Origin of the sequence: Rhodococcus sp. 7Tela_A2, from assembly GCF_049311045.1 — a bacterium.
In the GTDB taxonomy this organism is placed as follows: domain Bacteria; phylum Actinomycetota; class Actinomycetes; order Mycobacteriales; family Mycobacteriaceae; genus Rhodococcus.
This window is the reverse complement of the sequence record NZ_JAXION010000020.1, coordinates 13,910-38,693: the sequence shown is the minus strand read 5'-3', so window position 1 is coordinate 38,693 and position 24,784 is coordinate 13,910. Positions and strand designations below refer to the sequence as shown.

The 24,784-nt window shown below is 67.6% G+C and carries 22 protein-coding genes; 14 read left to right on the top strand and 8 right to left on the bottom strand.

Annotated features, from left to right (window positions below):
* Nucleotides 1-87: 87 nt before the first annotated feature.
* Entirely contained in the window at nt 88-993 is a 906-nt protein-coding gene (locus TVH25_RS06115) for a LysR substrate-binding domain-containing protein (protein WP_422423592.1), read from the bottom strand.
* 94 nt (nt 994-1,087) lie between these two features.
* On the opposite strand from TVH25_RS06115, the gene mqo reads away from it, so the two are divergent.
* Nucleotides 1,088-2,542 carry a malate dehydrogenase (quinone) gene (mqo, locus tag TVH25_RS06110; RefSeq protein WP_422423591.1) on the top strand — a complete coding sequence of 485 codons (1,455 nt, stop codon included), beginning with the start codon at nt 1,088-1,090 and terminating at the stop codon, nt 2,540-2,542.
* A gap of 53 nt (nt 2,543-2,595) precedes the next feature.
* Here mqo and TVH25_RS06105 read toward each other — a convergent pair whose 3' ends face one another.
* Both TVH25_RS06105 and TVH25_RS06100 read right to left on the bottom strand, forming a co-directional pair.
* A complete protein-coding gene (locus tag TVH25_RS06105) occupies nt 2,596-3,120 on the bottom strand; it encodes a CarD family transcriptional regulator (RefSeq protein ID WP_422423590.1) in 525 nt (174 codons plus the stop codon).
* Between the two features lie 221 nt (nt 3,121-3,341).
* On the bottom strand, nt 3,342-3,896 hold the full coding sequence (locus TVH25_RS06100) for a TetR/AcrR family transcriptional regulator (protein WP_422423589.1): 555 nt from the start codon (nt 3,894-3,896) through the stop codon (nt 3,342-3,344).
* Between the two features lie 150 nt (nt 3,897-4,046).
* On the opposite strand from TVH25_RS06100, the gene TVH25_RS06095 reads away from it, so the two are divergent.
* The 3 genes from TVH25_RS06095 to TVH25_RS06085 all read left to right on the top strand — a co-directional run bounded on the left by TVH25_RS06095 (nt 4,047) and on the right by TVH25_RS06085 (nt 6,814).
* The gene (locus TVH25_RS06095; RefSeq protein ID WP_422423588.1) at nt 4,047-5,096 is read left to right on the top strand and encodes an ABC transporter permease; all 1,050 of its coding nucleotides are present in this window, start codon (nt 4,047-4,049) and stop codon (nt 5,094-5,096) included.
* Between the two features lie 83 nt (nt 5,097-5,179).
* Nucleotides 5,180-5,668, top strand: coding sequence for an FBP domain-containing protein (locus TVH25_RS06090; RefSeq protein WP_169652484.1), 489 nt, complete (start codon nt 5,180-5,182; stop codon nt 5,666-5,668).
* 174 nt (nt 5,669-5,842) lie between these two features.
* Nucleotides 5,843-6,814: an alpha/beta hydrolase gene (locus tag TVH25_RS06085; protein ID WP_296549479.1), complete on the top strand. Its 972-nt coding sequence runs from the start codon at nt 5,843-5,845 to the stop codon at nt 6,812-6,814.
* A 27-nt stretch (nt 6,815-6,841) separates the two neighbouring features.
* Here TVH25_RS06085 and TVH25_RS06080 read toward each other — a convergent pair whose 3' ends face one another.
* Nucleotides 6,842-7,546 (bottom strand): type 1 glutamine amidotransferase domain-containing protein, encoded by a 705-nt coding sequence (locus tag TVH25_RS06080; RefSeq protein ID WP_169621572.1) that lies wholly within the window; start codon nt 7,544-7,546, stop codon nt 6,842-6,844.
* A 235-nt stretch (nt 7,547-7,781) separates the two neighbouring features.
* Complete coding sequence (locus TVH25_RS06075) at nt 7,782-8,738, bottom strand: ferritin-like domain-containing protein (RefSeq protein ID WP_422423587.1); 957 nt, start codon at nt 8,736-8,738, stop codon at nt 7,782-7,784.
* A 304-nt stretch (nt 8,739-9,042) separates the two neighbouring features.
* Between TVH25_RS06075 and TVH25_RS06070 the strand changes: the two genes are divergently transcribed.
* The 6 genes from TVH25_RS06070 (at nt 9,043) to TVH25_RS06045 (ending at nt 19,825) form a co-directional block, all read left to right on the top strand.
* Nucleotides 9,043-9,321: a hypothetical protein gene (locus TVH25_RS06070; protein WP_169621574.1), complete on the top strand. Its 279-nt coding sequence runs from the start codon at nt 9,043-9,045 to the stop codon at nt 9,319-9,321.
* A 117-nt stretch (nt 9,322-9,438) separates the two neighbouring features.
* Nucleotides 9,439-9,630 carry a hypothetical protein gene (locus tag TVH25_RS06065; RefSeq protein WP_169621575.1) on the top strand — a complete coding sequence of 64 codons (192 nt, stop codon included), beginning with the start codon at nt 9,439-9,441 and terminating at the stop codon, nt 9,628-9,630.
* A gap of 159 nt (nt 9,631-9,789) precedes the next feature.
* A complete protein-coding gene (gene recC / locus TVH25_RS06060; RefSeq protein WP_422423586.1) occupies nt 9,790-13,080 on the top strand; it encodes an exodeoxyribonuclease V subunit gamma in 3,291 nt (1,096 codons plus the stop codon).
* A 14-nt stretch (nt 13,081-13,094) separates the two neighbouring features.
* Nucleotides 13,095-16,424 (top strand): UvrD-helicase domain-containing protein, encoded by a 3,330-nt coding sequence (locus TVH25_RS06055; protein ID WP_422423585.1) that lies wholly within the window; start codon nt 13,095-13,097, stop codon nt 16,422-16,424.
* The gene (recD, locus tag TVH25_RS06050; RefSeq protein WP_422423584.1) at nt 16,421-18,316 is read left to right on the top strand and encodes an exodeoxyribonuclease V subunit alpha; all 1,896 of its coding nucleotides are present in this window, start codon (nt 16,421-16,423) and stop codon (nt 18,314-18,316) included. The genes TVH25_RS06055 and recD overlap by 4 nt, the downstream gene beginning before the upstream one ends.
* A gap of 75 nt (nt 18,317-18,391) precedes the next feature.
* Complete coding sequence (locus TVH25_RS06045; protein WP_422423601.1) at nt 18,392-19,825, top strand: lipase maturation factor family protein; 1,434 nt, start codon at nt 18,392-18,394, stop codon at nt 19,823-19,825.
* A gap of 46 nt (nt 19,826-19,871) precedes the next feature.
* Here the strand turns inward: TVH25_RS06045 and TVH25_RS06040 are convergent, their stop codons facing one another.
* Together TVH25_RS06040 and TVH25_RS06035 are read right to left on the bottom strand one after the other, a co-directional pair.
* Complete coding sequence (locus tag TVH25_RS06040) at nt 19,872-20,372, bottom strand: hemerythrin domain-containing protein (RefSeq protein WP_422423583.1); 501 nt, start codon at nt 20,370-20,372, stop codon at nt 19,872-19,874.
* 129 nt (nt 20,373-20,501) lie between these two features.
* A complete protein-coding gene (locus tag TVH25_RS06035) occupies nt 20,502-20,927 on the bottom strand; it encodes an ATP-binding protein (RefSeq protein WP_169621580.1) in 426 nt (141 codons plus the stop codon).
* A gap of 282 nt (nt 20,928-21,209) precedes the next feature.
* Between TVH25_RS06035 and TVH25_RS06030 the strand changes: the two genes are divergently transcribed.
* The 4 genes from TVH25_RS06030 to TVH25_RS06015 all read left to right on the top strand — a co-directional run bounded on the left by TVH25_RS06030 (nt 21,210) and on the right by TVH25_RS06015 (nt 24,352).
* Nucleotides 21,210-21,683 (top strand): VOC family protein, encoded by a 474-nt coding sequence (locus tag TVH25_RS06030; protein WP_169621581.1) that lies wholly within the window; start codon nt 21,210-21,212, stop codon nt 21,681-21,683.
* A 58-nt stretch (nt 21,684-21,741) separates the two neighbouring features.
* Complete coding sequence (locus tag TVH25_RS06025; RefSeq protein ID WP_422423582.1) at nt 21,742-23,073, top strand: MFS transporter; 1,332 nt, start codon at nt 21,742-21,744, stop codon at nt 23,071-23,073.
* Nucleotides 23,074-23,147: 74 nt separating this feature from the next.
* Entirely contained in the window at nt 23,148-23,759 is a 612-nt protein-coding gene (locus tag TVH25_RS06020; RefSeq protein WP_169621583.1) for a ClpP family protease, read from the top strand.
* Nucleotides 23,756-24,352, top strand: coding sequence for an ATP-dependent Clp protease proteolytic subunit (locus TVH25_RS06015; protein WP_296549483.1), 597 nt, complete (start codon nt 23,756-23,758; stop codon nt 24,350-24,352). Before TVH25_RS06020 ends, TVH25_RS06015 begins: the two co-directional genes overlap by 4 nt.
* Nucleotide 24,353: 1 nt before the next feature.
* On the opposite strand, the gene TVH25_RS06010 is transcribed toward TVH25_RS06015, so the two are convergent.
* Complete coding sequence (locus TVH25_RS06010; RefSeq protein ID WP_422423580.1) at nt 24,354-24,728, bottom strand: helix-turn-helix domain-containing protein; 375 nt, start codon at nt 24,726-24,728, stop codon at nt 24,354-24,356.
* Nucleotides 24,729-24,784: the final 56 nt, after the last annotated feature.

Here is a 24,784-nt window from a genome sequence, read left to right as displayed (position 1 = left end):
GGTCGGGCGGGTGCTGTCCTTTCCGGGATATCGGTGTTCGGGTGGGGCTGTTACGGCCGCGCACGACGCAGTTCGGTTCCGGTCGGGCTACGGTTCCGGCGGCCACTGTGCCCGTGTCGTGACATGTGTGTGCAGCCGAAGGGCCGCGGGGGAGGGATGGCGTGTGCCCATCGCCAGTCCGATCGGGCGGTCGGCGATGCCGCTCACCTGCACGGTCGCGACACCGGGCTGTGGGATCTCCGCTCGCGGCAGGAGCGCAATGCCGAGTCCTTCTGCGACGAGTGCGCGGATCGTGTCGAACTCGCTGATCTCGAACGCGATGTAGGGATCGAATCCGGCTGCGCGGCAGTAATTGTCGAGTTCGGTGCGGACGTGGTAGGTGGGTGGGCCGGCGATGAAGTGTTCGTCGGCGAGTTCGCCCAGGTCGACGCGGTCTCGCTCCGCGAGCGGGTGGGTGTCGGCGACATGCAGCAACAACGGTTGACTGCCGAGGACGGTGACGACGAGATCCTCCGGTGGCGGGATCATCACGGCCAGATCGAGTCGGCCGTCTCGGACCATCGCCGCCAGTGCTTCACCGTGTGCCTGAACGAGGTGGAGGCGAATGCGCGGGGCGTCGCGATGGAATTCGGCGAGGAGCGACGGGACGCTGACCGGGCCGAGTGTCAGGGGGAAGCCGAACCGGACGATCCCACTGTCGGGATCGGCGTGGCTGCGGACGGTGTTGATCGCGTCGTCGAGTTCCCGGATCGTCTCCCGGGTGCGCGCGTGCAGTTCACGCCCGGCCGTTGTCAGCGCCACTCCGCGTCCTACCTGCTGGAACAGCGATACGCCCATCGTGTGCTCCAAGGCTTTGATGCGGCGACTGACCGACGACTGCGGCACGCCCAGCCTGTCCGCGGCGTGCGTGATGTGCCCCTCTCTCGCTGCCGCGTCGAACGCAGCGAGCAATGGCACTACCGAGGCCGTCTCGTCCGAGAGAAACCGATCCATATCCGGATCATATTCCAGCGACTATGTCATTGGACGGAATGGTCACCTGGCGCGCACTCTGGAAGGACCTCGATACGGAAGCAGGTGTGCAGACGTGCAGGAGATTCGCGCCACCGGTGGGCCGACACAACCGGAGATCTACGACGCCTTACTGATCGGCGGCGGCATCATGTCCGCGACGCTGGGGGCGTTGCTCACCCGGCTCCAGCCCGACTGGTCGATCCTCGTTCTCGAACGCCTCGACGACACGGCGTCCGAAAGCAGCGCCGCGTGGAACAATGCCGGAACAGGCCACGCGGGATTCTGCGAACTCAACTACATGCCCGATCCCGGCGATCCGTCGCGCGCCGCAGAAATCGGGCGGCAGTTCCGGATCTCTCGTCAGTTCTGGGGGGCACTCGTCGAATCCGGTGTTCTCGCAGCGTCGTTCACGAATACGACACCCCACATGAACGTGGTGTTCGGGGAGCAGGACGTGCGCTATCTGCGACAACGATACGAAACACTGCGCCGGTCGCCGCTGTTCTCGGACATGGAGTACACCGAGGATCCCGACATCATCGCGCGATGGGCACCGCTGCTGATGGACGGTCGAACCGGGTCCGGAGTTGTCGCGGCCACCCGCGACGAGCGCGGCACCGACATCGACTTCGGCGCCCTGACACAGGGTTTGCTCCAAGGAATGCGCGAGTCCGGCGCGGAAGTTCGGACCGGCCACGAGGTGACGCGGCTACGCCGCGATCGAGACGGACGATGGACCGTGTCGGGGCGAGGCAACACCGGGGACCACCGATTCACGGTGCGGTCCCGGTTCGTCTTCGTCGGGGCAGGAGGGTACGCACTCAAACTCCTCCAGAAGGCACGCATCCCGGAGGTTCGCGGTTACGCGGTCTTCCCGATAGGAGCGCAGTTCCTCCGCACCGACAACCCCGATCTCGTGGCCCGTCACGACGCGAAGGTCTACAGCCAGGCGGACTCGGGCGCCCCGCCGATGTCGGTGCCGCACCTCGACAAGCGGGTGGTCGATGGCCACGGCGCGTTGATGTTCGGCCCGTACGCGACCTTCAGTACGCGTCTGCTCAAACACGGGCGGCTTACCGACCTGCTCACGACGATTCGACTGCACAACATCTGTTCGCTTCTCGCGGTGGGCCTCCAGAACGTGTCGCTGGTTCGCTACCTCGTCGGACAGCTTCTGGCTACACCCGAACGGAAGTTCGGCCAGTTGCAACGGTTTCATCCGGCAGCGTCGCCCGGCGATTGGTACTCGATCGACGCGGGTCAGCGCGCACAACTGATCAAGCCGCATCGGCGCAAGGTGGGAGTGCTGACGTTCGGAACCGAGATCGTCACCGGCGCGGACGGTTCCATCGCGGGTCTGCTGGGGGCGTCACCCGGCGCGTCCGTCGCGCCTGCCGCCATGGTCGACGTGCTCACGGCGTGTTTCCCGGACCGGGCTCGCCACTGGGAGGCGACGCTGCAGCAGCTGATGCCGGGACTCGCGCTGCCCGGGAGCGCCGGCGACGAACCGTCGGAGAGCCGAGTATGAACGGACGGCGGTCGGGAGGGCGCGCGCAGGACGCGTAAGGGTTGTCCGCCTGTTCAGCCGGCGGCAGCGAGAGCTTGCTGTTCCAGGGCAGGCCGGGGCGCGAGGATGGCGGAGTCCAGCAGCGTCTCGGCCTGTTCGTCCGGAATGGACAGCGCCAGGCAGAGCTCGGTGAGCACGCCGTTGCGTGCGGACCGGAGCATCTTCGTCTCACCCAATGAGAGGCCACACCGGTGCTCACGGCGAGTCAGGTCCCGGACGACGCCTGCGGTGACGAGGAGGTCGCCGAGCCTCAGCTTGTCCTGGTGGTCTTTGAACCTGCGCGACCAGCCGTTGTCTTCGGGGGGTGTGGGTGCGTGGAGAACCTCGAAGAGATCTTTGAGTTCCGTCGTGTCGTAGATTTCCCGGAGCCCGAGTTCCTCCGCCTTGGCGACGGGTACGTCGATCGTGAGATCGGACCGGTGGATGGCGAGCCGGAGATAGGACAGCCGAGTGGTCTTGATCGTCCGGTCGAAGATCTCGGTGACGGTTGCTGGGCCGTGGTGGGGATGGACAACGATTTGACCGGTCGAGAACTGCATGGGGACTGCTTTCTTGTGCACGCGGGTGTCGGAATCGACCGTCCGGTGGGCGTTATCGCGGCACCGAGACGATTGTCGTGCCATCTGCGGGGGAACGCAGTGACGCAGACACGGGGCGCCGCACCCATACGGATGGACGTGCCGGAGCCCGCGAGCCGACTCTTCTATTGTCCCACTTGTCCGACGTGTCGTGGCGGGTGAGATCTCTCACGCGGTGTGTGTCACGGCCGCATCCCCGCCAGAAATATCGAAACGAGTTGCGGCACAAGGCCGGGCGTCGCCTGGCGAATCGCGTCGGGCTGGGGGCGGGTGATCATACCGATCGCGAGGACGAGTTCGAGTGCGCCGAGATCCGGACGGACGAGTCCTTCGGATCGCGCGGCGGCGAGCAGCTTCTCGACCCCGGCGAGCGTTCGCGCCTGTGAATCCCGGACGGGCCCGGAGATCTCGTCTGCGACGAAATCGGCCAGTGCCGCGGCGAGGGCACCCAGATCCAAATCCACGAGCCGGTGGACGAAGTCGACCCATGTGGTGTCCGGAGCGCTGCCGATCAGATCGAGTGCCTCGTCGGCGGCGTCCTGGATCTCGCCGAGGATGGACAGCGAGACCTCGTCGGCCAGTGCGGCCCGCGAGTCGAAGTTGCGGTACAGAGTGGCGATCCCCACTCCCGCGGCCTCGGCGATGTGCTCGAGCGCGACGTCGCTTCCTTCTGCCGCGAACAGGCGCCGTGCTTCCCGGATTATCGCCTGGCGACGCTTGGCGGCATCGGAACGCATGAGTTCTCTTTCGTCGGGTGCCGGTGATGGCTGCACGAGGGACGGGTCGTGTTCCATTTGACACCAGATCTCCAACCGGAGGGTTATCTTCCGCTATAATCGGAGGAATGTCATCCGGTTATAGCCGGGTTCGTTGTGAAAGAAGAGTCGATGTCCCACCTCACCGCCGATACGCCCGCTCGTGACGCGGACCCGTCCACCGTCGTGAACAAGCGCACACCTCACTCGGCGTTCATGCTGCTGGGTATGACCGCCGGCCTCGGCGTGATCCTTGTTCTCCTGCTGATGGTCTTCATCATGCCGTCGCTGAAGAGCGGGGCGCACGACCTGAGCGTGGGCCTGGCCGGGACGTCGGGGGTCGTCGACGACTTCGAGCAGGCCCTCGTGACCGCCGCTCCCGACGCCTACACACCCCAGCGGTACGACTCGGAACAGGATCTGCGCGACGCCATCCTCGACCGAGAGATCGTCGGAGGGTTCGTCGTCGAAGAGTCGGGTGTGCACGCGCTGGTTGCCAGTGCCGGTTCGGCCACGATCTCCGGCACACTCGCCGGTACGGCCAACGCTGTCGGCCAGGTGACGGCCTCGCCGGTCACGGTGGAGGACGTGGTCCCGCTGCCTGCGTCGGACCCCACCGGTGTCGGAATCGGCGGACTGGCCTTCCCTCTCGTGTTCGGCGGCATCGTCCCGGTCGTCGCGTTCCGCAAAATTCTCCCGCGCAGCAACGGCTGGTATCTGGCGGGGCTGTTCACCTTCGCCGCCGTCGGTGGGACCATCGTCGCCGCCGTTCTCACCTACGCGTTCGGCAGCGTGGACACGGGATTCGGGGCAGTGGCAGGTTCTATCGCCATGGGGATTGCGGCACTGGCGTTCCCGCTGGCCGGGCTCCAGAAACTGTTCGGGGCCAAAGGTTTCACCATCGGTGCGATGGCGATGATGTTCCTCGGAAATCCCCTCGCCGGAATCTCCACGACCTCTGCATGGCTCCCGAGCGGGCTCGGCACGTTCGGCCAGATCCTTCCCCCCGGCGCAGCCGGGACCCTCGTGCGCTCCGCGGCCTACTTCCAGGGAACGGGCGGGCTCGTGGCGGCGTGCACTCTCGCGGCATGGATCGTCGTCGGACTTGCGCTGTACGTGATCGGCATGCGTCGCACCCGGGTGGACGCTCCTGTGGCCGCCTCCGCCGTTCCGGCAGCCTGAGGACCGAAAAACGTTTGTCCCCGCTCGGCCTCCGCGCGTACCGTCCCTTCGGTTAGCCGTGCAAACGATTGAGGAGACACCGCATGGACGCGATCACCGAGCGGGACATCAGAGCCTCGTTCGTCAACTGCTCCAAAGGGGAGGCCAAGCGGCTGCCGGCGCCCCGCGACCTCGCCGACCGGCCCTGGGAGGATCTGGATTTCCTGGGATGGACCGACCCCGCGTATCCAGGCCGCGGATACATCGTCGTACCCCGCGAGACCGGTCTCGTCGGGATCGCGATGCGATTCGAACCGAACGGTTCCGGTAAGTCGCAGATGTGCACGGTGTGCCTGACCACCCACACGCGAGGCGGGATCGCCTTGATGAGTGCCGGGAAGGTCGGTGACGCGGGTCGCGCAGGCAACACCCTCGGCACCTACATGTGCATCGACCTGGCATGTTCGCTGTATGCGCGGGGCAAGAAGAAGCCCGCACTCGGAAGCCGGTACCGCGAGGATCTCGGCCCCGAAGAAAAGATCGCGCGCGTTCGCGAGAATCTCCACGCCTTCGTGGACAGGCTTTTTCACTGACGGTGGCGTGCAGCCTCGCCGACAGCCGTGTTCCGGGACGCCGCCGCATTGTTTGGCATGATCGGTGGGGTCCCGGACGGTGCGGGTTTCCACGGTAACGACGAGTAGGAGCCACGGGTGTCGCAAGCAAAAACAGATACGGCCCCTACTCCGCGTCGCGGCGCCGGACCACGGATGGTCGGGGCTATCGCCGACGCGGTCGCCCGGGGTTACTCCGCGCTGGCCCTGACGCCGGTTCCCGGCGCATTCGTGGTCCGGGCCGTGTTCGAGCGCGACGCGAAGCGGCTCACGGCGAAACTCGACGAGGGAGCCCCCGAGACGCAGTTCGTCGGCGGTCTCCGGTATCGGGACGGGGACGTGGACGCCTGCCTTGATGTCTACAGTCCCACCGGGGCAACCTCGGCGCTCCCGACGATCGTGTGGGTGCACGGCGGAGCCTGGATCGCCGGTAGCCGCGCCGACTACGCCGGCTACTACCGGCGCCTGGCGGACGCCGGGTTCACCGTCGTCTCCGTCGGCTATTCACTCGCGCCGCGACACCGTTATCCCGCTGCGGTCGAACAGCTGGCGGACGCGCAACGCTACCTGCTCGACCACGCCGAAGAACTCCACATCGACACCGAGCGCATCGTTCTGGCGGGAGATTCGGCCGGCGCTCAGCTGACGGCCCAGCTCGCCCTGGCTGTGACGGACCCGTCCTATGCCGCCAGGCTCGGTATCAGTCCCCACTTCGCGTCCGGCCAGGTCAGGGGGGTGGTTCTCAATTGCGGAATCTACAACGTGGCTGCCCTGGGCGGCGGCAGTGACCTGATCCGCTGTGGCGTCGAGCAAGCGATGTGGGCCTACCTCGGGGAACGAAAGTTCGCGGAGTCGGAGGCCGCGCGGCAGATGTCGACTCTCGATCTCGTCACCGCGAACTTCCCACCCACCTACATCACCGGCGGCAATGGCGACCCGCTCACCGCGACGCAGTCCCGGCCGTTCGCGGAGAGGCTGACCGGCCTCGGCGTCGAGGTGGATTCGCTGTTCTACCCGGACGGCCACGAGCCGGAATTGGAACACGAGTACCAGTTCGACCTCTCCACCCCCGACGCTCGGGACGCGCTCGCGCGCACGATCGCCTTCGCCCGGAAGGTGACCGCCTGAGCGGTCACCGCCCGAACGGCGCAGCGCTCACCGTGCAGCGAGGTCGCTCACCACACGTTCTGCGAGCGGCCGCGACGAGGCCGGGTTCTGGCCCGTGTACAACGTGCGGTCGACCACCAGGTGCGGCTGCCATGCGTCTCCCGAGGAGAACAGGGCGCCGGCTTCCTGAAGCCGGTCCTGCAGAAGCCACGGTGCCTTGCCGGCCAGTCCGGCCTGTACTTCCTCGATGTTGGTGAACCCGGTCAGCTTGTAGCCCTCGAACAACCAGCGGCCACCGGAGGCGAACGCGGGCAAGAGTGCGGCGGGGGCGTGGCACACCATCGCGACGACCTTCCCCGATTCCGTGAAGTGACGTACGAGTTCACCGAACCGCTCGTCGACGGCGAGGTCCTGCATGGGTCCGTGACCGCCGGGGACGAACAGCAGGTCGTAGTCGGCGGCGTCGACGTCCTCGAGGACTGCGGCGCCGGCCAGCGTCGGCTGAAGCTCCTCCAATGCCTTTTTCAGCTCCGCGGCGCGGTCCTCGCCGCCCGCCGCATCGGGCTCGAGACTGGCCTGGTCGACGACCGGCGTACGTCCGCCCGGCGTGGCGACCGTGATGTCGTAACCTGCCTGGTCGAACACGTTGTACGGCTCGACCAGCTCTTCGGCCCAGAACCCTGTGGGATGCTGCGTGCCGTCGCTCAGCGTCCAGTGGTCGGCCGCGGAGACCGCGAAAAGCAACTTGGTCATGATGGTCCTCTCCGGTTGATTCCTCGTCCTGCCGCGTACCCATTCGGGGTGCGGTGGACACGAGGTACTGCACGAACGGAAATCGGCCCGCCCCCGCCCCGCCGCGCCCGCGCCGGGCCGGGGGGGGGGCCCGCGGGGGGGGGGGGGGGGCCCCCGCGCACCCCCCCCACCGCAACCCCCCGGGCCCGGCCCCCCCGCCCCCGGCGACTCGCTCGGGTGTGCGCCCTGGTGCGGGCTAGCTGAGCACCTCTTGGGCGATGGCCGCGAGGCGCGTCTGGGCGGCGGATACGACGCCGTGACGATTCTTGTGTGCTTCCTCGTACGCAACGATTGCGCGGATGTCGGACGCTTCGGTGAGTTCCTTCACCGCTGCGACGGCGCTGCTGACGTTGAGCTTGTCGTAATCCTCGATCGGCAACTCGTCCGCGGCGAGGACACCCGATGCGGTGCGCACCCGGTGCAGGGCTTCCGCCGTGCCGTCCGCACCCTCGCGTCGGCTGACCCGTTCCGCAGTCTCGAGAGCCGAATCGCGGCTGGCTCCGAGGGTCTTGGCCGCGACGTCACCGGCATGTGCGCCGCGTGTCAGGATCGACTCGATCCGCGGGCGGGTCGAGCGGGCTGCGTCGATGGCACGGTCGAGGCCGCGGGTGGACCAGTTGACCGGGGTATTCACCAAGCGCACGGCCGCGCCGGCTGCCGCCTGGAGCGGTGTGCGCCGCAAGGCTGCGGGCCCACCGAGTGCCTCTTCGGCGATCACGGTGGTCAGCCACTCGACAGTCGCCCTGTGAGCCTTGATGAGCTTGTTCGCGAGCGACACGATCGACGAGTTGCCGTCCGCCGTCGCCAGCGCCTTGACGTAGCGGGCGCGGTCGAGCAGCTGGTGTTCGAGAGCGAGGTCACCGAGCAGTGCCTCGTCGAACGGCTGCGCCTGTTCGGTCAGTGTCTTGACGGCGGTGGTCGCGCGGCCGAGGACCGGGCCGATCACGTCGGGCAGCCCGCCGAGCTCGCGGATGGCTTCCTCGATCGCAACGGCGCGGACGCGGCAGTTCTGAGCGTTCTCGGTCAGCTCCCGCCGCACCGCTTCGGTACGGGCCTGTGCGACACGGGTCTCTGCCACCTGGGTTTCGGCGTGGGTGAGCTGGTGCAAGGTGCGGAGCTGGGTGAGCAGCGCCGCGGTGTTGGTCTGGGTCATCGTGTGTTGCTCCTTCGCACTTGGGGTCGATGGGCTCCAGCGATGTCACTTGTAACGGCTACCCGACGAGATGGATCCCGAACATCGCGTGACGCAGGACACAATCGAGTATTCTTGACCCAGCAGAAATTTCCTTTCACGGTCCGGTCTCCCGGGCCAGGGGCGTGCGCGCGTTGTTTAGGGGTGCGACGTCCGGGGCATAGCTCCCAGCACGTCGGTGAGCCAGAGAATCTACGAGATCGAGCCGCAAGGCCTCTCCGGGTTCTGCTCGGCACTCGAGTGAGACGAAAGTTGGAGACAGCGAATGACGACCGTAGTACCCCCTAACCCATTGGCAGGCCCGAAAAGTCCCAATAGTCCGGGTTCTTGGGCGCAGCCGAGTGTCGCCGGTACGCGTCGCAGCGCGTCGGACCTGTCGGAGACCGCGTTCGTCGAGCACTCCTGGGCCGGCCCCGCACTGTTCGCGTGCCTGGTACTGCTGGGGGGTATCGCCGGAGGTGTCCTCATGGGATCCCTCGGTGCGGGCATGGCATTCGCCGCCATGATCGGCGGTCTCGCAGCAATCCTCGTCGCCTGCCTCTGACCCGCGTCGTCGTCGCCGCACGACGGGGAGGTCCCGGTTCACGGGCCCCGGACATGCACGACACTTTCGTTCGGAATTTCCGCTGCGGTCCGGCGTGCGCACGTGCAGTATCTGTTCATGTCGGCGCCGTGGGACGAGGACGGCGGCTTCGCGTGGGAGCGCCGCGAAGCCGGTCACAGCTGGGAAGAGATCGGTAGCGAGCTGGGATGCCCGCCGCATGTCGCCGAGGAACTCGGCGAGAGATACCGGGCGGAGATCGATCGCCTGACGATGCGCGACCAGATTCCGCTGTTCGACCTTCCCGAGTGACCTCTTCCACACTGCACCCCGTCCTGCGAGCCAGGTCCCGCCTCGGGTCTCGTATGTGCGCTCAGGCGGTCCTCGCGTCCGACCTGCACAATCGTTGCGGTGTCCGTCGCGTGTGGTAAGCCGTAGCGACGACCGAGTCGACCACGAGGGGGCCCACGCGTGCTCACGCTGCACCGTGCCGAACGCACCGACATCCTTGCCGACGCGCTCGGCGAGTTGCTGACGGCGCCGCTCGACGACCCGTTCGCACGCGACATCGTTGCCGTGCCCGCTCGTGGCATCGAACGCTGGCTCACACAGCGTCTGTCCACGGTGCTGGGCGCAACACACGGCGACGGCGTCGCCGCCAACATCGATTTCCCGTCCCCGTCCCGGCTGGTCGCGGAGGTGCTCGCCGCCGCGTCGGACACCACCGCCGAAGACGACCCCTGGCTCCACTCCCGAGTGTTGTGGACCGTGCTCGACGTCATCGACGACTCGGTCGGAGAGCCGTGGTGCGCCGCGCTGGCCCGGCACCTCGGCCACGGCGCCGACGACCATCGGGCGGGGCGCCGGTATGCGACCGCCGCACATCTCGCCGACCTCCTGCGCAGTTACGGACTGCAACGTCCGGACATGATCGCCGAGTGGGCGGCCGGACGGGACACCGACGGAACGGGCGCCCCGCTCGCCGACCACCTCCGCTGGCAGGCCGAACTGTGGCGTCGCGTGCGCGACCGCATCGGCACCGACAGCCCGTCCCAGCAACTCGGCACCCTGTGCGCGCGGTTGCGTGCCGAACCGGAGATCGTCGGCCTGCCCGGCCGCGTGTCGCTGTTCGGCCCCACCCGTCTCGACGCGGTGCAACTCGCGGTGGTCTCGGCGCTCGGTGCCCACCGCGACGTCCACCTGTGGGTTCCGCACCCGAGTCCTGCCATGTGGACTGCGCTCGCGGACGGAAAGACCCCGCTGTGTCGCGCCGAGGACGACAGCGCGCTGCGTGTCCGTCACCCGCTGCTCGCGGCGCTCGGACGCGACGTGCGCGAGTTCGAAAGGCGGTTGTCGGGCCTCGAGGCCACCGAGATCACCCACGCGGCCCCCGAGCCGCCCGCCACGTTGCTCGGCCGAGTGCAGTCGGACATCCGGGCGGACCGCGCCCCGGAGCCGGGTTCGGCGCAGGCGGACGGCACCGTCATGATCCACGCATGTCACGGACCGACCCGCCAGGTCGAGGTGCTTCGTGAATGTCTGCTGCACCTGTTCCAGGACGATCCCACTCTCGAGCCGCGCGATGTGGTCGTGATGTGCCCGGACGTCGAGACCTATGCCCCTCTCGTGCACGCCGCGTTCGGGCGGGGAGTGGGTGAGCACCCGGGGCACACGCTGCGGGTGCGACTCGCCGATCGTGGGCTGCGCCAGACCAATCCGGTCCTGTCGGTGCTCGACACCCTCCTCGGCCTCGCCGACGCCCGCGTCACGGCCAGCGAAGTGCTCGATCTCGCGGCCGCGGCCCCGGTTCGGCGCCGGTTCGGGTTCGACGACGACGATCTCGAACGGCTCCAGGAATGGGCCGCCGAGACCGGAGCACGCTGGGGACTCGGCACGTGGCAACGCCGCCCGTTCGGTCTTGCCGACTTCCCGCAGAACACCTTCGGGACAGCCCTCGACCGGATTCTCCTCGGCGTCGCCGCCGACGAGTCCGGCGGTGAATGGCTCTCTCTCGCACTGCCCCTCGACGACGTCGACAGCAACGACATCGATCTGGCCGGCAGGTTCGCCGAGTACATCGACAGGCTCACGGTGTCGCTGCTGGGGATCCGCGGTCCGCACCCGGCCGAGAAGTGGTCGGCCGCGCTCATGCAGGCGCTGGATCTGCTCACCGATGCCGCGCCCGCCGACGCATGGCAGCTCGCGCAGGCCCACCGTGAGATCGGTGCCGCTGTCGAGCACGCGGGCGGCGCGGAACTGCGGCTGGCCGATGTGCGCGCCATGCTCGCGAGCCGCCTCGCAGGACGCCCGACCCGAGCCAATTTCCGCACGGGTGAACTCACGGTGTGCACGATGGTGCCGATGCGGTCGGTACCTCATCGCGTGGTGGTGCTGCTCGGGCTCGACGACGACGTCTTCCCTCGCAATGCGCACATCGACGGCGACGATGTTCTTGCACAGAACCCCTGTGTCGGAGAACGGGATTCCCGCAGCGAGGACCGTCAGCTGCTTCTCGATGCCATGATGTCCGCGACCGAGCGGGTTCTCTTGTTCTACACCGGCGCGGACGCAGTAACCGGTGCCGCACGGCCACCGGCTATTCCGCTCACGGAGATTCGCGACGTGATCACGACGATGGCCGGCACGACCGCCGACGACGAGGCGATCGTGCGCCGTCATCCGTTGCAGCCTTTCGATCCCCGCAACTTCCGGGCCGACGCCCCGTTCGGTTTCGATGCTGCCGAACTCGCGGGAGCCCGAGCAACACAACGGCATTCGCGCGATCCTGTAGCGCCGTCCGGTTTGGCGGTGGAGACGCTTGCTCCTCCGGTGCTCACGGACGTCGACCTCGACGACCTCGTCGCTTTCCTGGTTCACCCGAGCCAGGGCTTTCTGCGGCAACGCCTCGGCGTACGAATCCCCGAGCTGGACGAAGGCATCGTGGATGCTCTCGATGTCGAACTCGACCCGCTGGCAAAGTGGAACCTCGGCGACCGCATGCTCGAAGCGCGGCTGGCGGGAATGTCGGCCGCGGATTTCCGGGCGGCCGAGTGGCGCCGCGGCACGCTGCCCCCGTATGCGCTCGGCGAGAAGGTGCTCGACGACGTGACGTACGAGGTCGAAGGCCTCGTCGCGGCATGTGCGCCGGTCCATGCCGGACGCGCACAGACCGTCGACGTCGTCTTCGATCTCGGGGACGGGCGCAGATTCACCGGCACAGTGGGCGGTGTGCACGGCACGGTCGTCGCCCGGAGTACGTACTCCAAGCTCGGTCCCAAACATCGACTCACCGCGTGGGTGCAGTTGCTTGCCGTTGCGGCGTCCGGCCGGCCGGGGCAGTGGCAGGCCGTCACCACCGGGCGAAGCCGCTCGCGGCTGCCGGCGTGGCGGTCCACCTTGCTCGCCCCCGCCGACGCCGCGGAACAACTGAGGCGCCTCGTAGACCTGCGCGACCGGGGACTGCGGACACCGTTGCCGATGGTGACCGGAGCGTCTTCCGAATACGCCGAGCGGCGGCACCGGGGCGACTCGGTCGAGATGGCGATCACCGCGGCGAGCCGGGCTTTCGGCGGTGCATTCGGCGACGGGCAGGATCGGCACGTGAGCTACCTGCACGGATCGGGAGTGACGCTCGGTGCTCTCACGGACCCGAAGCCACTCGACGACGAACGTTCCTGGTTCGACGATCCCAGTCGTTTCGGTGTCCTCGCGCGCCGGTTGTGGGAGCCGTTGCTCGCGTCGGAGAATCAGGCCAGGCCGTGACGGAAGGAAATCTCGTGTCCGTATCGTCGTCGGCGACATCGAGCGTGTCCACCGCGAGTTTCGATCTGCTCGCCCCCCTGCCCGAGGGCACCACCGTCCTCGAAGCCAGTGCCGGTACGGGCAAGACCTACGCCATCGTCGGACTCGCGACGCGTTTCGTGGCCGAGGGTGTGGTCGACCTGTCCCAGCTTCTGCTGGTGACCTTCAGCCGTGCCGCAACCCAGGAACTGCGCGAACGTACCCGTAACCGGTTTGCGGAGGTGGCGACTGCTCTCGCGGACCCGGACACGGCCCGGGGGAGCGCCGATCCGCTGATCCGCTACCTCGCCGCCGACGACGTCCACGACCGCCGCGCGCGACTGCGTCAGGCGTTGTCGGATTTCGACGCGGGCACCATCTCCACCACGCACGGATTCTGTCAGAGGATGCTCGGTGAACTGGGTATCGCCGGTGAACGCGAGCCGGACGTCACGGTGGTCGAGAACGTCGACGACCTCACCGCCGAGGTGGTCACCGATCTGTACCTGCGCCGCTACGGGCGGAGCGAGGCACCGATCCGTTTTGCGGAGGCGAAGACCGCAGCACGCGCCGCGATCTTCGATCCCCAATCCGAACTGGCTCCCGAGGGCGCCGACGGCACTCCCGCGGGCGAGCGGGTGGACTTCGCGCGCGAGGTGCGGAGCGAGGTCGAGCACCGTAAACGGCGTATGGGGTTGCGTGACTTCGACGACCAACTCGCTCTCCTGCACCGCGTTCTGCTCGACCCCGACCACGGCGAGGACGCGTGTCGCCGTGTGCGCGACCGGTTCGGTGTCGTGTTGATCGACGAGTTCCAGGACACCGACCCCAAGCAATGGGAGATCCTGCGGCGGGCGTTCCACGGGCACTGCCGGCTCGTGCTCGTGGGCGACCCCAAGCAGGCGATCTATGCCTTCCGCGGCGCGGAAGTACTGAGTTACCTCGACGCAGTGTCCTCGTCGGACGCGCATTGCGAGCTGACCACCAACTGGCGCAGCGACGCCGACCTGGTGGCAGCGTGCGAGTACGTGTACGGCGGTGCGGCGCTGGGAGATCCGCGAATCGTCGCGAACCGCGTCGATGCCGCACAACCCAGATCCCGGATGACCGGTCTCGCCCCGATACGGCTGAGGCATCTGCCGCGTGCCGGCGCGGGCCCCCTCAACGACTGGGGATTCCCCAGGAACCTGGACGGGCTCCGGGCGCGTGTCGCCCAGGATGTCGCGGCAGATATCGTCAAGATCCTCGACAACGACGACGTCACAGTCGATCTCGGCCGTGGTCCGGAGCGTGTCGAGCCGGCTCACATCGCGGTGTTGCTGCGCAAGCACAAGCAGGTGTCCCTCGTTCACGACGCACTCGTGGCCGCCGGCGTGCCGTGCGTACTGGCCGGGGGGGCGAGTGTGTTCTCCACCTCGGCGGCCAGGGAGTGGTTGTGGGTGCTCTACGCGCTGGAGCAGCCGCACCGGGCCGATCGCGTCCGGCTCGCGGCACTGACCCCGCTGCTCGGGCGCACCGTGTCCGACGTCGACGAACGCGGCGACGAACTGGTCGCCGAAATCGGCGGCTTGTTGCGCGAGTTGTCCGCGGTGTACATCCGATCGGGTTTCTCCGCGGTATTCGAACGCATCGGAGCGTACGGTGCGCTCGAGGCGCGACTGCTCGAGGAGCCGTCGGGCGAACGCCGGCTCACCGACCTACGGCACGTCGCACAGTTGCTCGAACATGCGGCGGCCGGTCAATCACTCGGTCTCGCGGCACTGACGCGGTGGCTCGAAGACAGGATCAACGACCCCGACGGCGGGTCGGCCGACCGCATCCGGCGTCTCGACAGCGACGCCGCGGCCGTGCAGATCCTGACCGTGCACGGCAGCAAGGGCCTGGAGTTCCCGGTCGTCTACGTTCCGTACGGCTGGGACGCCGCGAAGAATCCCGAGCCCGACAGACTCCTGCTCCACGAGAACGGACGTCGCATCCTCGACGTGGGCGGCAAAGGCAGTCCCGGCTACGCGGAACGCAAGCGCACGCACGACGAGGAAGAGGCCGGTGAAGAACTGCGACTGCTGTATGTCGCGGTCACCCGGGCGAAATGTCAGCTCACGCTCTCCTGGGCGCCGTCGACTCCCACGTCGCGCTCACCGCTGCACCGGTTGCTGTTCGCCCGCGAACCGGGCTCACCGGAGTTGGCCGCGGAGGGTCGAGTGCCCCACGACGAAGCGATGGCGGAGGAGTTCCACAGGTGGGCTGCCCCGGCGGGCGGACTGATCGCCGTCGAACCCGTGGGACAGTTCCCGATTCCCCACCTCACCTGGTCGGCGCCCCGGGAAGAATACGGCCGCCTCGCCGCGGCGAAGTTCGACCGGGTGATCGACGAAACATGGCGTCGTACATCCTATTCGGCGCTCACCGCCGCGGCGCACGACGAGCCGGGCGTGGGCAGCGAGGTGGAACAACCGGAGAAGGACGACGAGCCGGAAGAGGCTCCGCTCGTCGCCGCGGACACGGCCACCGGGGCAACGGCCGCGGGTATTCCGTCCCCGATGAACCATCTCCCCGGCGGCACGGTGTTCGGCACCCTCGTGCACGCGGTGCTCGAAGTCGTCGATACCTCGGCTGCCGACCTGGAAGCCGAACTTCGTGCCTGCTGCCGGGAGGTCGTCGCGCAACGGTTGTCGCAGATCGACGCCGACGAACTGGCCGGCGCGTTGCTCCCGGTGCTGCGCACCCCGCTCGGCCCGCTCGGCCGGACCCTCGCCGACTTCCGTCCCGCCGACAGGCTCGCGGAACTGGATTTCGAATTGCCGTTGACCGGCGGTGACACCCCGGCGCCGATCACGGTCACGCTCGAGGGCGTGGCGAGCCTGATGCGCCGGCACCTCGCCCCCGGTGATCCGATGCTGCCGTATGCCGATGCGGTGCGACACCTCGAGCCGGTGCCGCTGCGGGGCTACCTCACCGGCAGTATCGACGCGGTATTGCGCACCTCCGAATCCCGTTTCGTCATAGTGGATTACAAGACCAACCGTCTCGCTCGGGTCGACGAACTGACCACCGCGCACTACACCCGTGAGGCGATGGCCGCCGAGATGATCCGTGCGCACTACCCGATGCAAGCCCTGCTGTACGCGGTGGCACTGCATCGATACCTGCGCTGGCGTCTGCCGGGATACGACCCCGAGGTGCATCTCGGCGGGGTGCAGTACCTGTTCGTCCGGGGGATGGCCGGCCCGGAAAGCCCACCCGGCAGCGGTGTCTTCGACTGGCAGCCTCCGGCCGCCCTCGTCACCGATCTGTCGGACCTGCTCGCCGGAAAGGCCGTGTCGTGACAGATGCGCGAATAGCCCAGCGCGGCAAAGGCGCCCTCCGGACGTTCAACGAGGCGGGCGCCCTCGCTGCCGCGGACGTGCACGTCGCCGTGCGTCTCGCCACCCTCGGCGGGGAAACGGACACAGACGTGCATCTCGCTACCGCACTCGCGGTCCGCGCGGTGCGTGCCGGTTCCGTATGCCTCGACCTGACCCGCCTGCGTGATGTCACCGTGGAGGAGGACGAAAACGGGAACCCCCTGGTCGCTCCCGAAGACCTCCCGTGGCCGCGAGACGAGGACGTCCTCGCCGCCCTGCGCCGCAGCCCGCTCGTCGTGGGCGGCGGCCCGGGCGCACTGCGTCCACTGCGTCTGGTCGAGACCGCCGACGGGCCGCTGCTGTACCTCGACCGCTACTTCCGGCAGGAGCAAACGATCCGGCGGGTCCTGGCCGAGCGTGAAGGCCGCTTCCCCGAGGTCGACGAGGAGCAACTCCGTTCCGCTCTCACGAACCTGTTCCGGGACCAGGCGGACCCGTCGCTTCCCGCTCCTGCCCCCGACCGGCAGCGTATCGCCGCCGCGCTCGCGGCCACCCATCTGACGACGGTGATCGCGGGTGGCCCGGGCACAGGCAAGACCCACACGGTCGCACGCATCCTCGCGTTGCTCACCACACTCCACGGGCGCGACCTGCGAATCGGCCTCGCCGCTCCCACCGGAAAGGCCGCGGCCCGCCTGCAGGAATCGGTGCGCGAGCAGGAAACCGAGCTGAAACTTCCTCCGGACCTCACGGCGATGACCCTGCACCGGATGCTCGGATGGCAACGCGGCCGCACCCGCTTCCGCTATCACGGCGGCAACCACCTGCCGTACGACGTGATCGTGGTCGACGAGACGTCGATGGTGTCGCTGACGATGATGTGCCGCCTGCTCGAAGCGGTACGTCCCGACACGCGGCTGGTGCTGGTGGGCGATCCCGATCAGCTCGCGTCCGTCGATGCCGGTGCGGTGCTCGCCGACCTGGTCGGCCGGCCCATCACCGGCACGCTCAACCCGGTGTTCGAGCGTGCGGTCCCGCACGACCTCGCCGTCCCGCGCGATCTTGCCGCCCCCGGAGATCTGGCGGAGCGCGGGCTGAGCGTCAGGGAACACGCACGGTTGCGCGGCGGTGTGGTGCGTCTGAGCCGGGGACGACGCTTCGGCGGCGCAATCGCAGAGTTGGCGACAGCGGTCCGGCAGGGCGACGGCGACAAGGTCATGCAGATCCTCGGGAGCGGCAGCCCCGAGGTGTCGTTCGTGAGCCCGTCGGATCTCACCGCACTCCGGGCCGATGTGGTCCGGTCGGCCGAGGAGGTGACGGCGGCAGCAGAGCGCGGCGACGGCGCCGCAGCACTCGAGCGGTTCGAGAGCCATCGGTTGCTGTGTGCGCACCGCGACGGCCCGGCGGGCGTGAAACGGTGGGCGCGCCAGGCCACCGAATGGATCGGGGCCGCCACCGGACGCTATCTCGATCCGGAACGCTGGTATCCCGGACAGCCGTTGCTCGTCACGGCGAACGACCACGACATGCGCATCTACAACGGTGACACCGGCGTGGTCGTCCGGCGCGGAGACGAACTCGTCGCGGCTTTCGCGCGGGGGGAGGAGCCCTATCTGCTGCACCCCAGCCAGTTGTCCGCCGTGAACACGGTCTATGCGATGACGATTCACCGCAGCCAGGGCAGTCAGTACGGCACGGTGTCGGTGGTGTTGCCCGAAGCGAAGTCCGCGCTCCTCACCCGGGAACTGCTCTATACCGCGATCACCCGGGCTCGCGTCCACGTCCGGGTCATCGGTACCGAGGAATCGGTACGCGCCGGCGTGGCACGGCAGGTGCTGCGAGCGAGCGGTCTACGTCGGGAAATCCCGGCGTAGTCGTCCCGCCCGGCTCCGGCGGTGCCATGCTCGTACAGGTGGACGGGGACAGCGGAGCGGACACGGGCTGACGTGATGGAGTGGGCGGCGGCGGACGGTTACACGATCGGGCGGCTTCTGGTCACCCGCGGGCTCGCCGCGCTGTACCTGGTCGCGTTCCTTGCCGCACTTCTGCAGTTCCGGGCGCTGATCGGTTCGCGAGGACTGCTTCCGGTGCCCGCCTACCTCGCCGCACGCAGTTTCAGGAGTTCGCCGAGTCTGTTCCACGTCCGGTACTCCGACCGTCTCTTCGCGACCCTCGCCACGGTCGGCGCGATTCTCGCGACGCTCACGCTCGTGGGGTTCACCGAGCGGATGCCGTTGGTCGTGTGCATGGGCGTCTGGTTCGTGATGTGGGCGCTCTATCTCTCCATCGTCAACGTCGGCCAGGCGTGGTATTCGTTCGGCTGGGAGTCGTTGCTGCTCGAGGCGGGTGTCCTGGCGATCTTTCTCGGCAACGCCGACGTCGCACCGCCGTTTCTCGTGCTGATCCTCATGCGCTGGGTGCTGTTCCGGGTGGAGTTCGGGGCCGGGCTGATCAAGATGAGGGGCGATCCGTGCTGGCGCGACCTGACCTGCCTGTACTACCACCACGAGACACAGCCGATGCCCGGACCGCTGAGCCGCTGGTTCCATCTGCTGCCCCGGCCCGTGCACAAGGTCGAGGTGGCCGGAAATCACGTCACGCAACTGGTGGTTCCGTTCGCGCTGTTCCTCCCGCAGCCTGTGGCCGGAATCGCGGCCGCGGTGATGATCCTGACCCAGTTGTGGCTGGTGGCCAGCGGCAACTTCGCCTGGCTCAACTGGATCACCATCGTCCTGGCGTTCTCCGTACTGCCGGACGAGTTCTACGCCCGGTTCATCCCCGTGGAAACGGATTACCGGCCGACCCCGCTCCCGTTCACGGTGGCGGTGGTGGCCCTGACGGTGGTGACGGTGGTGCTCAGTTACCGCCCGGCCCGGAACCTCGCGTCGAAGCGGCAAGCGATGAACGCATCGTTCAATCAATGGCATTTCGTCAACGCCTACGGGGCCTTCGGGAGTATCACCCGGACCCGCCGTGAGGTGATCGTGGAGGGGACGGCGGACCGGGTGGACACGCCCGCTACCGAATGGCGGGAGTACGAGTTCAAGGGAAAACCGGGGGATGTGCGGCGGCGGCCCCGCCAATACGCTCCGTACCACCTCCGCCTCGACTGGCTGATGTGGTTCGCCGCGATCTCGCGGGACTACGCCGCCGTCTGGTTTCCCCGCTTCGTGCGCAAGCTACTCGAAAACGATCGGGATACTCTGAAGCTGCTGCGGCACAACCCGTTCCCTGATCAACCGCCGGTTCGTGTCCGGGCGCGGCTGTTCCGGTACCGCTACGCCACTCGAACGGAGCGCAGGGCGACCGGAGCGTGGTGGGTGCGCGAGCCCGTCGCAGACTTCATGATGCCGATGTCGTTGTCGGACATGCAGATGCCGTGACCGGACGGGATACGGTCCGCGCGCCGCGTGCCAGGAGACGACTGCTCTAGGAGGCGACCGCGTCCACGGCCTTCTTCAGTGCCGACGGCTGCGCGGGTGATGTGGGCGCCTTCTCCTTGCAATCGAGAAGTTCCGCCCCGATCTCCTGCAACGTCTTACGGCCGAGGCTCTCGCGTACCTGCGGGAACCACTCGTCCTCTTCTTCCTCGATGTGGTGCTCGACGTTCTCGATCAGCACGGTGGTCTTGGCATCGAAACGTTCGTCGTCGGGCGACATCGCAGCGAGTTCGGAGATGAGCACATCGGCGACGTGGTGTTCTTCGTACGACTCGAGGACGTCGTCCTCGAGGTCGGGGACGAGGTCACGAACCCGCGGATACAGCACCTCGTTCTCGATGTAGGTGTGGACCGTCAACGCTGTGATGATCTTGTCGACGATCGCGGATTTGGTCTTGACCGCGTTGTCGCCGGCGCTACGGAAATCGCGGAACAACTTCCGGATCTCCTTGTGGTCGTTCTTCAGGATGACGAGCGCATCGGTGGACATGGACACCTCGTAGGATCGGGCCCGCCGGCGGGTCGGCAGTGGCGCAGTACCGGCCGATATACCCGAGCTCGACTGGGCGCAAACACTTCCCACCGAGGCCGACCGGACGTCGCGGTGACGAGACCCGCGCTACAGCGACCAGTGGATGGTGACGTGCGTGCCCTGCGGGCTCGGGGTGATGACCACGTCGGTCGCAAGACCGCGTATCAAGGCAAGACCGTGGCCTCGCGAGCTGGGGGACCCGTCGGCGTCGTGCCAGCAACCGTGGTCTGCAACCCGGACCTCGAGAACATGATCGAGGGGCAGATATGTCGCCTCGAAGTCGAGGGAAGCGGACGCGTCACCGGGGTCGTATGCGTGTTCCACCGCGTTGGCCAAGGCTTCGTAGCTTGCCAGCACGACATCGTGCTTGCGGTCGTCGTCGACATCGAGCTGCTCGAGCCATTGCCGCACGGCACGACGGAGATCCGAGATGTAGGCGGGATCGGCGCGGACACCCCTGAAGAAGATCCCCCCGGACGCGAAGGATGCAGTGCCGTTGCTGTCCGTCAGCATCGGAGACCCACTCGGGCGGCGGACAGCGGTCCGGCTGCCGGCACACCGGGTTTCCCCTGCGTACACACTGCGAAGCCGGCTGATTCGGAGGCACTCTTGGGCAACTGCACGCAGCAGGCATACCCCACCGGATGCATGAATCCACATCCTGATGATCACGAAAGAAACATTGTTGTGACTCCGGTGATGATTTCCGTCGCCGTTCCGGGTCGTACTCCATGAATGGTGGCCACAGCGGACCACCGTCGACACCGAAGACAGACCGTCCGGGAAGGAAACACCATGCCCAAGATCACGCCGTGGTTGTGGTTCGACATGAATGCCGAGGACGCCGCACAGTTCTATACGACGGTGTTCCCCAACTCGCGGGTCGGAGAGATCACGTACTACGGGGAAGGGGCTCCGGTGCCCGAGGGCACGGTGATGTCCGTGGAGTTCGTCCTCGACGGCCAGGTGTTCTACGGGCTCAACGGCGGCCCACAGTTCCCCTTCAACGAGGGGGTGTCCTTCCAGATCGACTGTGCTTCCCAAGACGAAGTGGACCACTATTGGACCGCCCTGACCGCCGACGGCGGAAAAGAGTCGCAGTGTGGCTGGCTCTCGGACAAGTACGGATTGTCCTGGCAGGTCGTGCCGCAGCGGCTCGACGAACTGCTCGGCTCCTCAGACCGGGCCGCGGCCCAACGCGTGACCGACGCGTTGCTGACGATGCGGAAGATCGACGTGCCGACGCTCGAGGCCGCAGCGCGGGGATGAGACCCCGTAGGTGCCCGACCGTGCCTGCCCGGCGCGGTGCCGTGTAATTTTCGCGGTTATGCCCACACGCACGCAGCGCCTGGATGATTTGCCGTTCACCGGCAGGCACGGCCGTCTCCTCGCCGGTTCCGGCACCGGCTGGGCGCTCGACGCGATGGATGTCGGCCTGATCTCGTTCGTCATGGCCGCGCTCGCGGTGCAGTGGGATCTGTCGTCGACGCAGTTGTCCTGGATCGGGTCGATCGGCTTCGCCGGGATGGCCATCGGTGCGTCGGTGGGTGGACTGCTCGCCGACCGGATCGGCCGTCGTCAGGTGTTCGCTACGACTCTGCTCGTGTACGGGCTCGCGACCGGCGCGGCGGCGCTGTCGACCTCGGTGGCGATGCTCATCGCCCTCCGGTTCGTCGTGGGTCTGGGGCTGGGCGCCGAACTTCCGGTCGCCTCCACACTCGTCAGCGAATTCGCGCCCCGCAAGATCCGCGGCCGGGTGGTCGTCGCTCTCGAAGCGTTCTGGGCCGTGGGCTGGCTTCTCGCGGCGCTGATCGGGTACTTCGTCGTGCCGCTGAACGACGACGGGTGGAGGTGGGCGCTCGCTGTCGGCCTCGTGCCCGCAGCGTATGCGCTCGTCGTCCGGTTCGGGATGCCCGAATCGGTGCGGTTTCTCGAGAGCAAGGGTCGATACGACGAAGCCGAAGCGATCGTCCGTGACTACGAAGAGTCGGCCGGCCGCGCCACCACCACCCGGGATCCAGAAGTCTCGGCGCCGCCGGGCTGCGGCGAACCCGCCGCGCCGGCGGATACCGGCCGGGTCTCGATCTGGGCTCCGAACCTCCGCGCGCGCACCGGCGCGCTGTGGATCGTCTGGTTCGGCATCAATCTGTCGTACTACGGTGCGTTCATCTGGTTGCCGAGCCTGCTGGTCGCCCAAGGGTTCGACCTCGTGACCTCGTTCGGCTACACACTGATCATCACGCTGGCGCAGTTGCCCGGCTACGCCGTGGCCGCATGGCTGATCGAGGTGTGGGGACGGCGCGCAACCCTCGCGACCTTCCTCGCCGGTTCCGCAGTGGCGGCGGCAATGTTCGGTCTCGCCGAGACGCCGGGGACCGTCATCGCGGCAGGGATGGCGCTGTCATTCTTCAACCTCGGTGCGTGGGGCGCACTGTATGCGATCGGCCCGGAGCTGTATCCGACATCGGTCCGCGGCTCGGGCACAGGTTCGGCGGCCGCATTCGGGCGACTCGCATCGATCGTCGCGCCGCTGCTCGTGCCCCTGTTGCTCGACTCCGGCGGCAACGCATTGGTGTTCGGTGTATTCGCGGCGTCGTTCGTCGTGGCGGCATGTGCGGCGATCACACTTCCCGAAAAGGCCGGAACCGTTCTCGAATAGGGTTGCCCCGGTGCTCGTCTGCCGTGAGCGGACAAAGGCGCTGCCGCGGTGCCGGATCCGGCGAAGGTGGATCCATGACCATTCCACCGCCCCCACCGACCAACTACCGCGACCAGCTCGCCGACAGGCTCCTCCGTCAGCGCATCGTGCAGATCACCGGCGAAGTGAACGACGAGACGACCGAGCGTGTCTGCTCGGAGCTGGTCCTCCTTGCCTCCGCCGACGACCGCCGGGACATCGTCCTGCACATCAACTCACCCGGCGGGTCCGTGCACGCCGGGCTGGCGATCTACGACACGATGATGCTCGTGCCCAACGACGTGGCAACCGTCGCCGTGGGCTTCGCCGCCAGCATGGGCCAGGTCCTGCTGGCTGCCGGAACCAAGGGCAAACGGAGTGCACTGGCGCACAGCCGCATCATGATGCACCAGCCGTCGGCCGGATTTGCGGGCACTGCCGTCGATATCGAGATCCAGGCCGAGAACCTCGAATACATGAAGCGCCAGTCGCAGCAGATTCTCGCGGAGGCCACCGGCCGATCCGTGGAGGAGATCGAGCGGGACAGCGACCGGGACCGCTGGTTCACCCCGGATCAGGCACGTGAGTACGGGATCATCGACGCCGTCGCCGCGTCGTTCGCCGAACTCGCGCCGTTCGGCGCGGGCCGACCGATCGGGCTGTCATGAGCACCTACACGATCCCCAGCGTCATCGAACGCACGCCGGCGGGGGAACGCTCGTTCGATGTCTTCAGCCGGCTCCTCAACGAGCGAATCGTCTTTCTGGGAACCGAAATCGACGACGGTGTCGCCAACGTCGTGATGGCACAGCTGCTGCATCTCGAAGCCGAGACCCCCGATCTCGAGATCGGCCTCTACATCAATTCTCCGGGCGGATCGTCGACCGCGATGCTCGCGATCTACGACACCATGAAGTTCGTGCGGGCACGCGTCGCCACGTACTGCATGGGCCAGGCGGCTTCGGCGGCGGCGGTGCTTCTCGCGGCCGGTGCACCGGGACGACGGCACGTGCTCGCCCACTCCCGGGTGCTGCTGCACCAACCGTCGGCGCAAGGGCAGGGCACCATCTCCGATCTCGCACTGCAAGCCGCAGAAGTGATGCGCGTGCGGGCGCAGACCGAGAACATCCTTGCCGCGCATACCGGACGCGACGTGGAGCAACTGCGCCGAGACACCGACCGCGACCGCATCTTCTCGCCCGAGGAGGCCGTGTCGTACGGGCTGGCCGATCACGTCCTGCTCGAGCGGGACGGCTTCTAGCTCACGCCGCGCACAGTTCGATGCCGCCGCTCCGGGGCGCCCGGAGCGTGCGGTGTGCGGTCATCCGGCGGATCCCACGGCCGAGCAACTGCTCTATCGGCAGTTCCAGCGCGTCACACACCGACCGAAGGATCTCCGATGACGCTTCTTTGCGGCCGCGCTCGACCTCCGACAGGTACTGCTTCGACATTCCGACGGCACGGGCGACATCGTCGAGGCTGCGATCCTGGTCGCGGCGCTCGTCACGCAGGATCTCGCCGTAGATCTGCCGGAGCAGTGCAGGTTGCGGCGCCTTGGCGCGCGGCTCGGGCCGCCGGGACGTGCGCGTGGCGCGGGCGGCGGCCAGATGGACGACCGAGTCCTGCTTCGGATCCATGGCGTCATTCTGCTCCCACGACCGCCCGTGCGTTCCGGGTTCAGCTGTCGATGAAC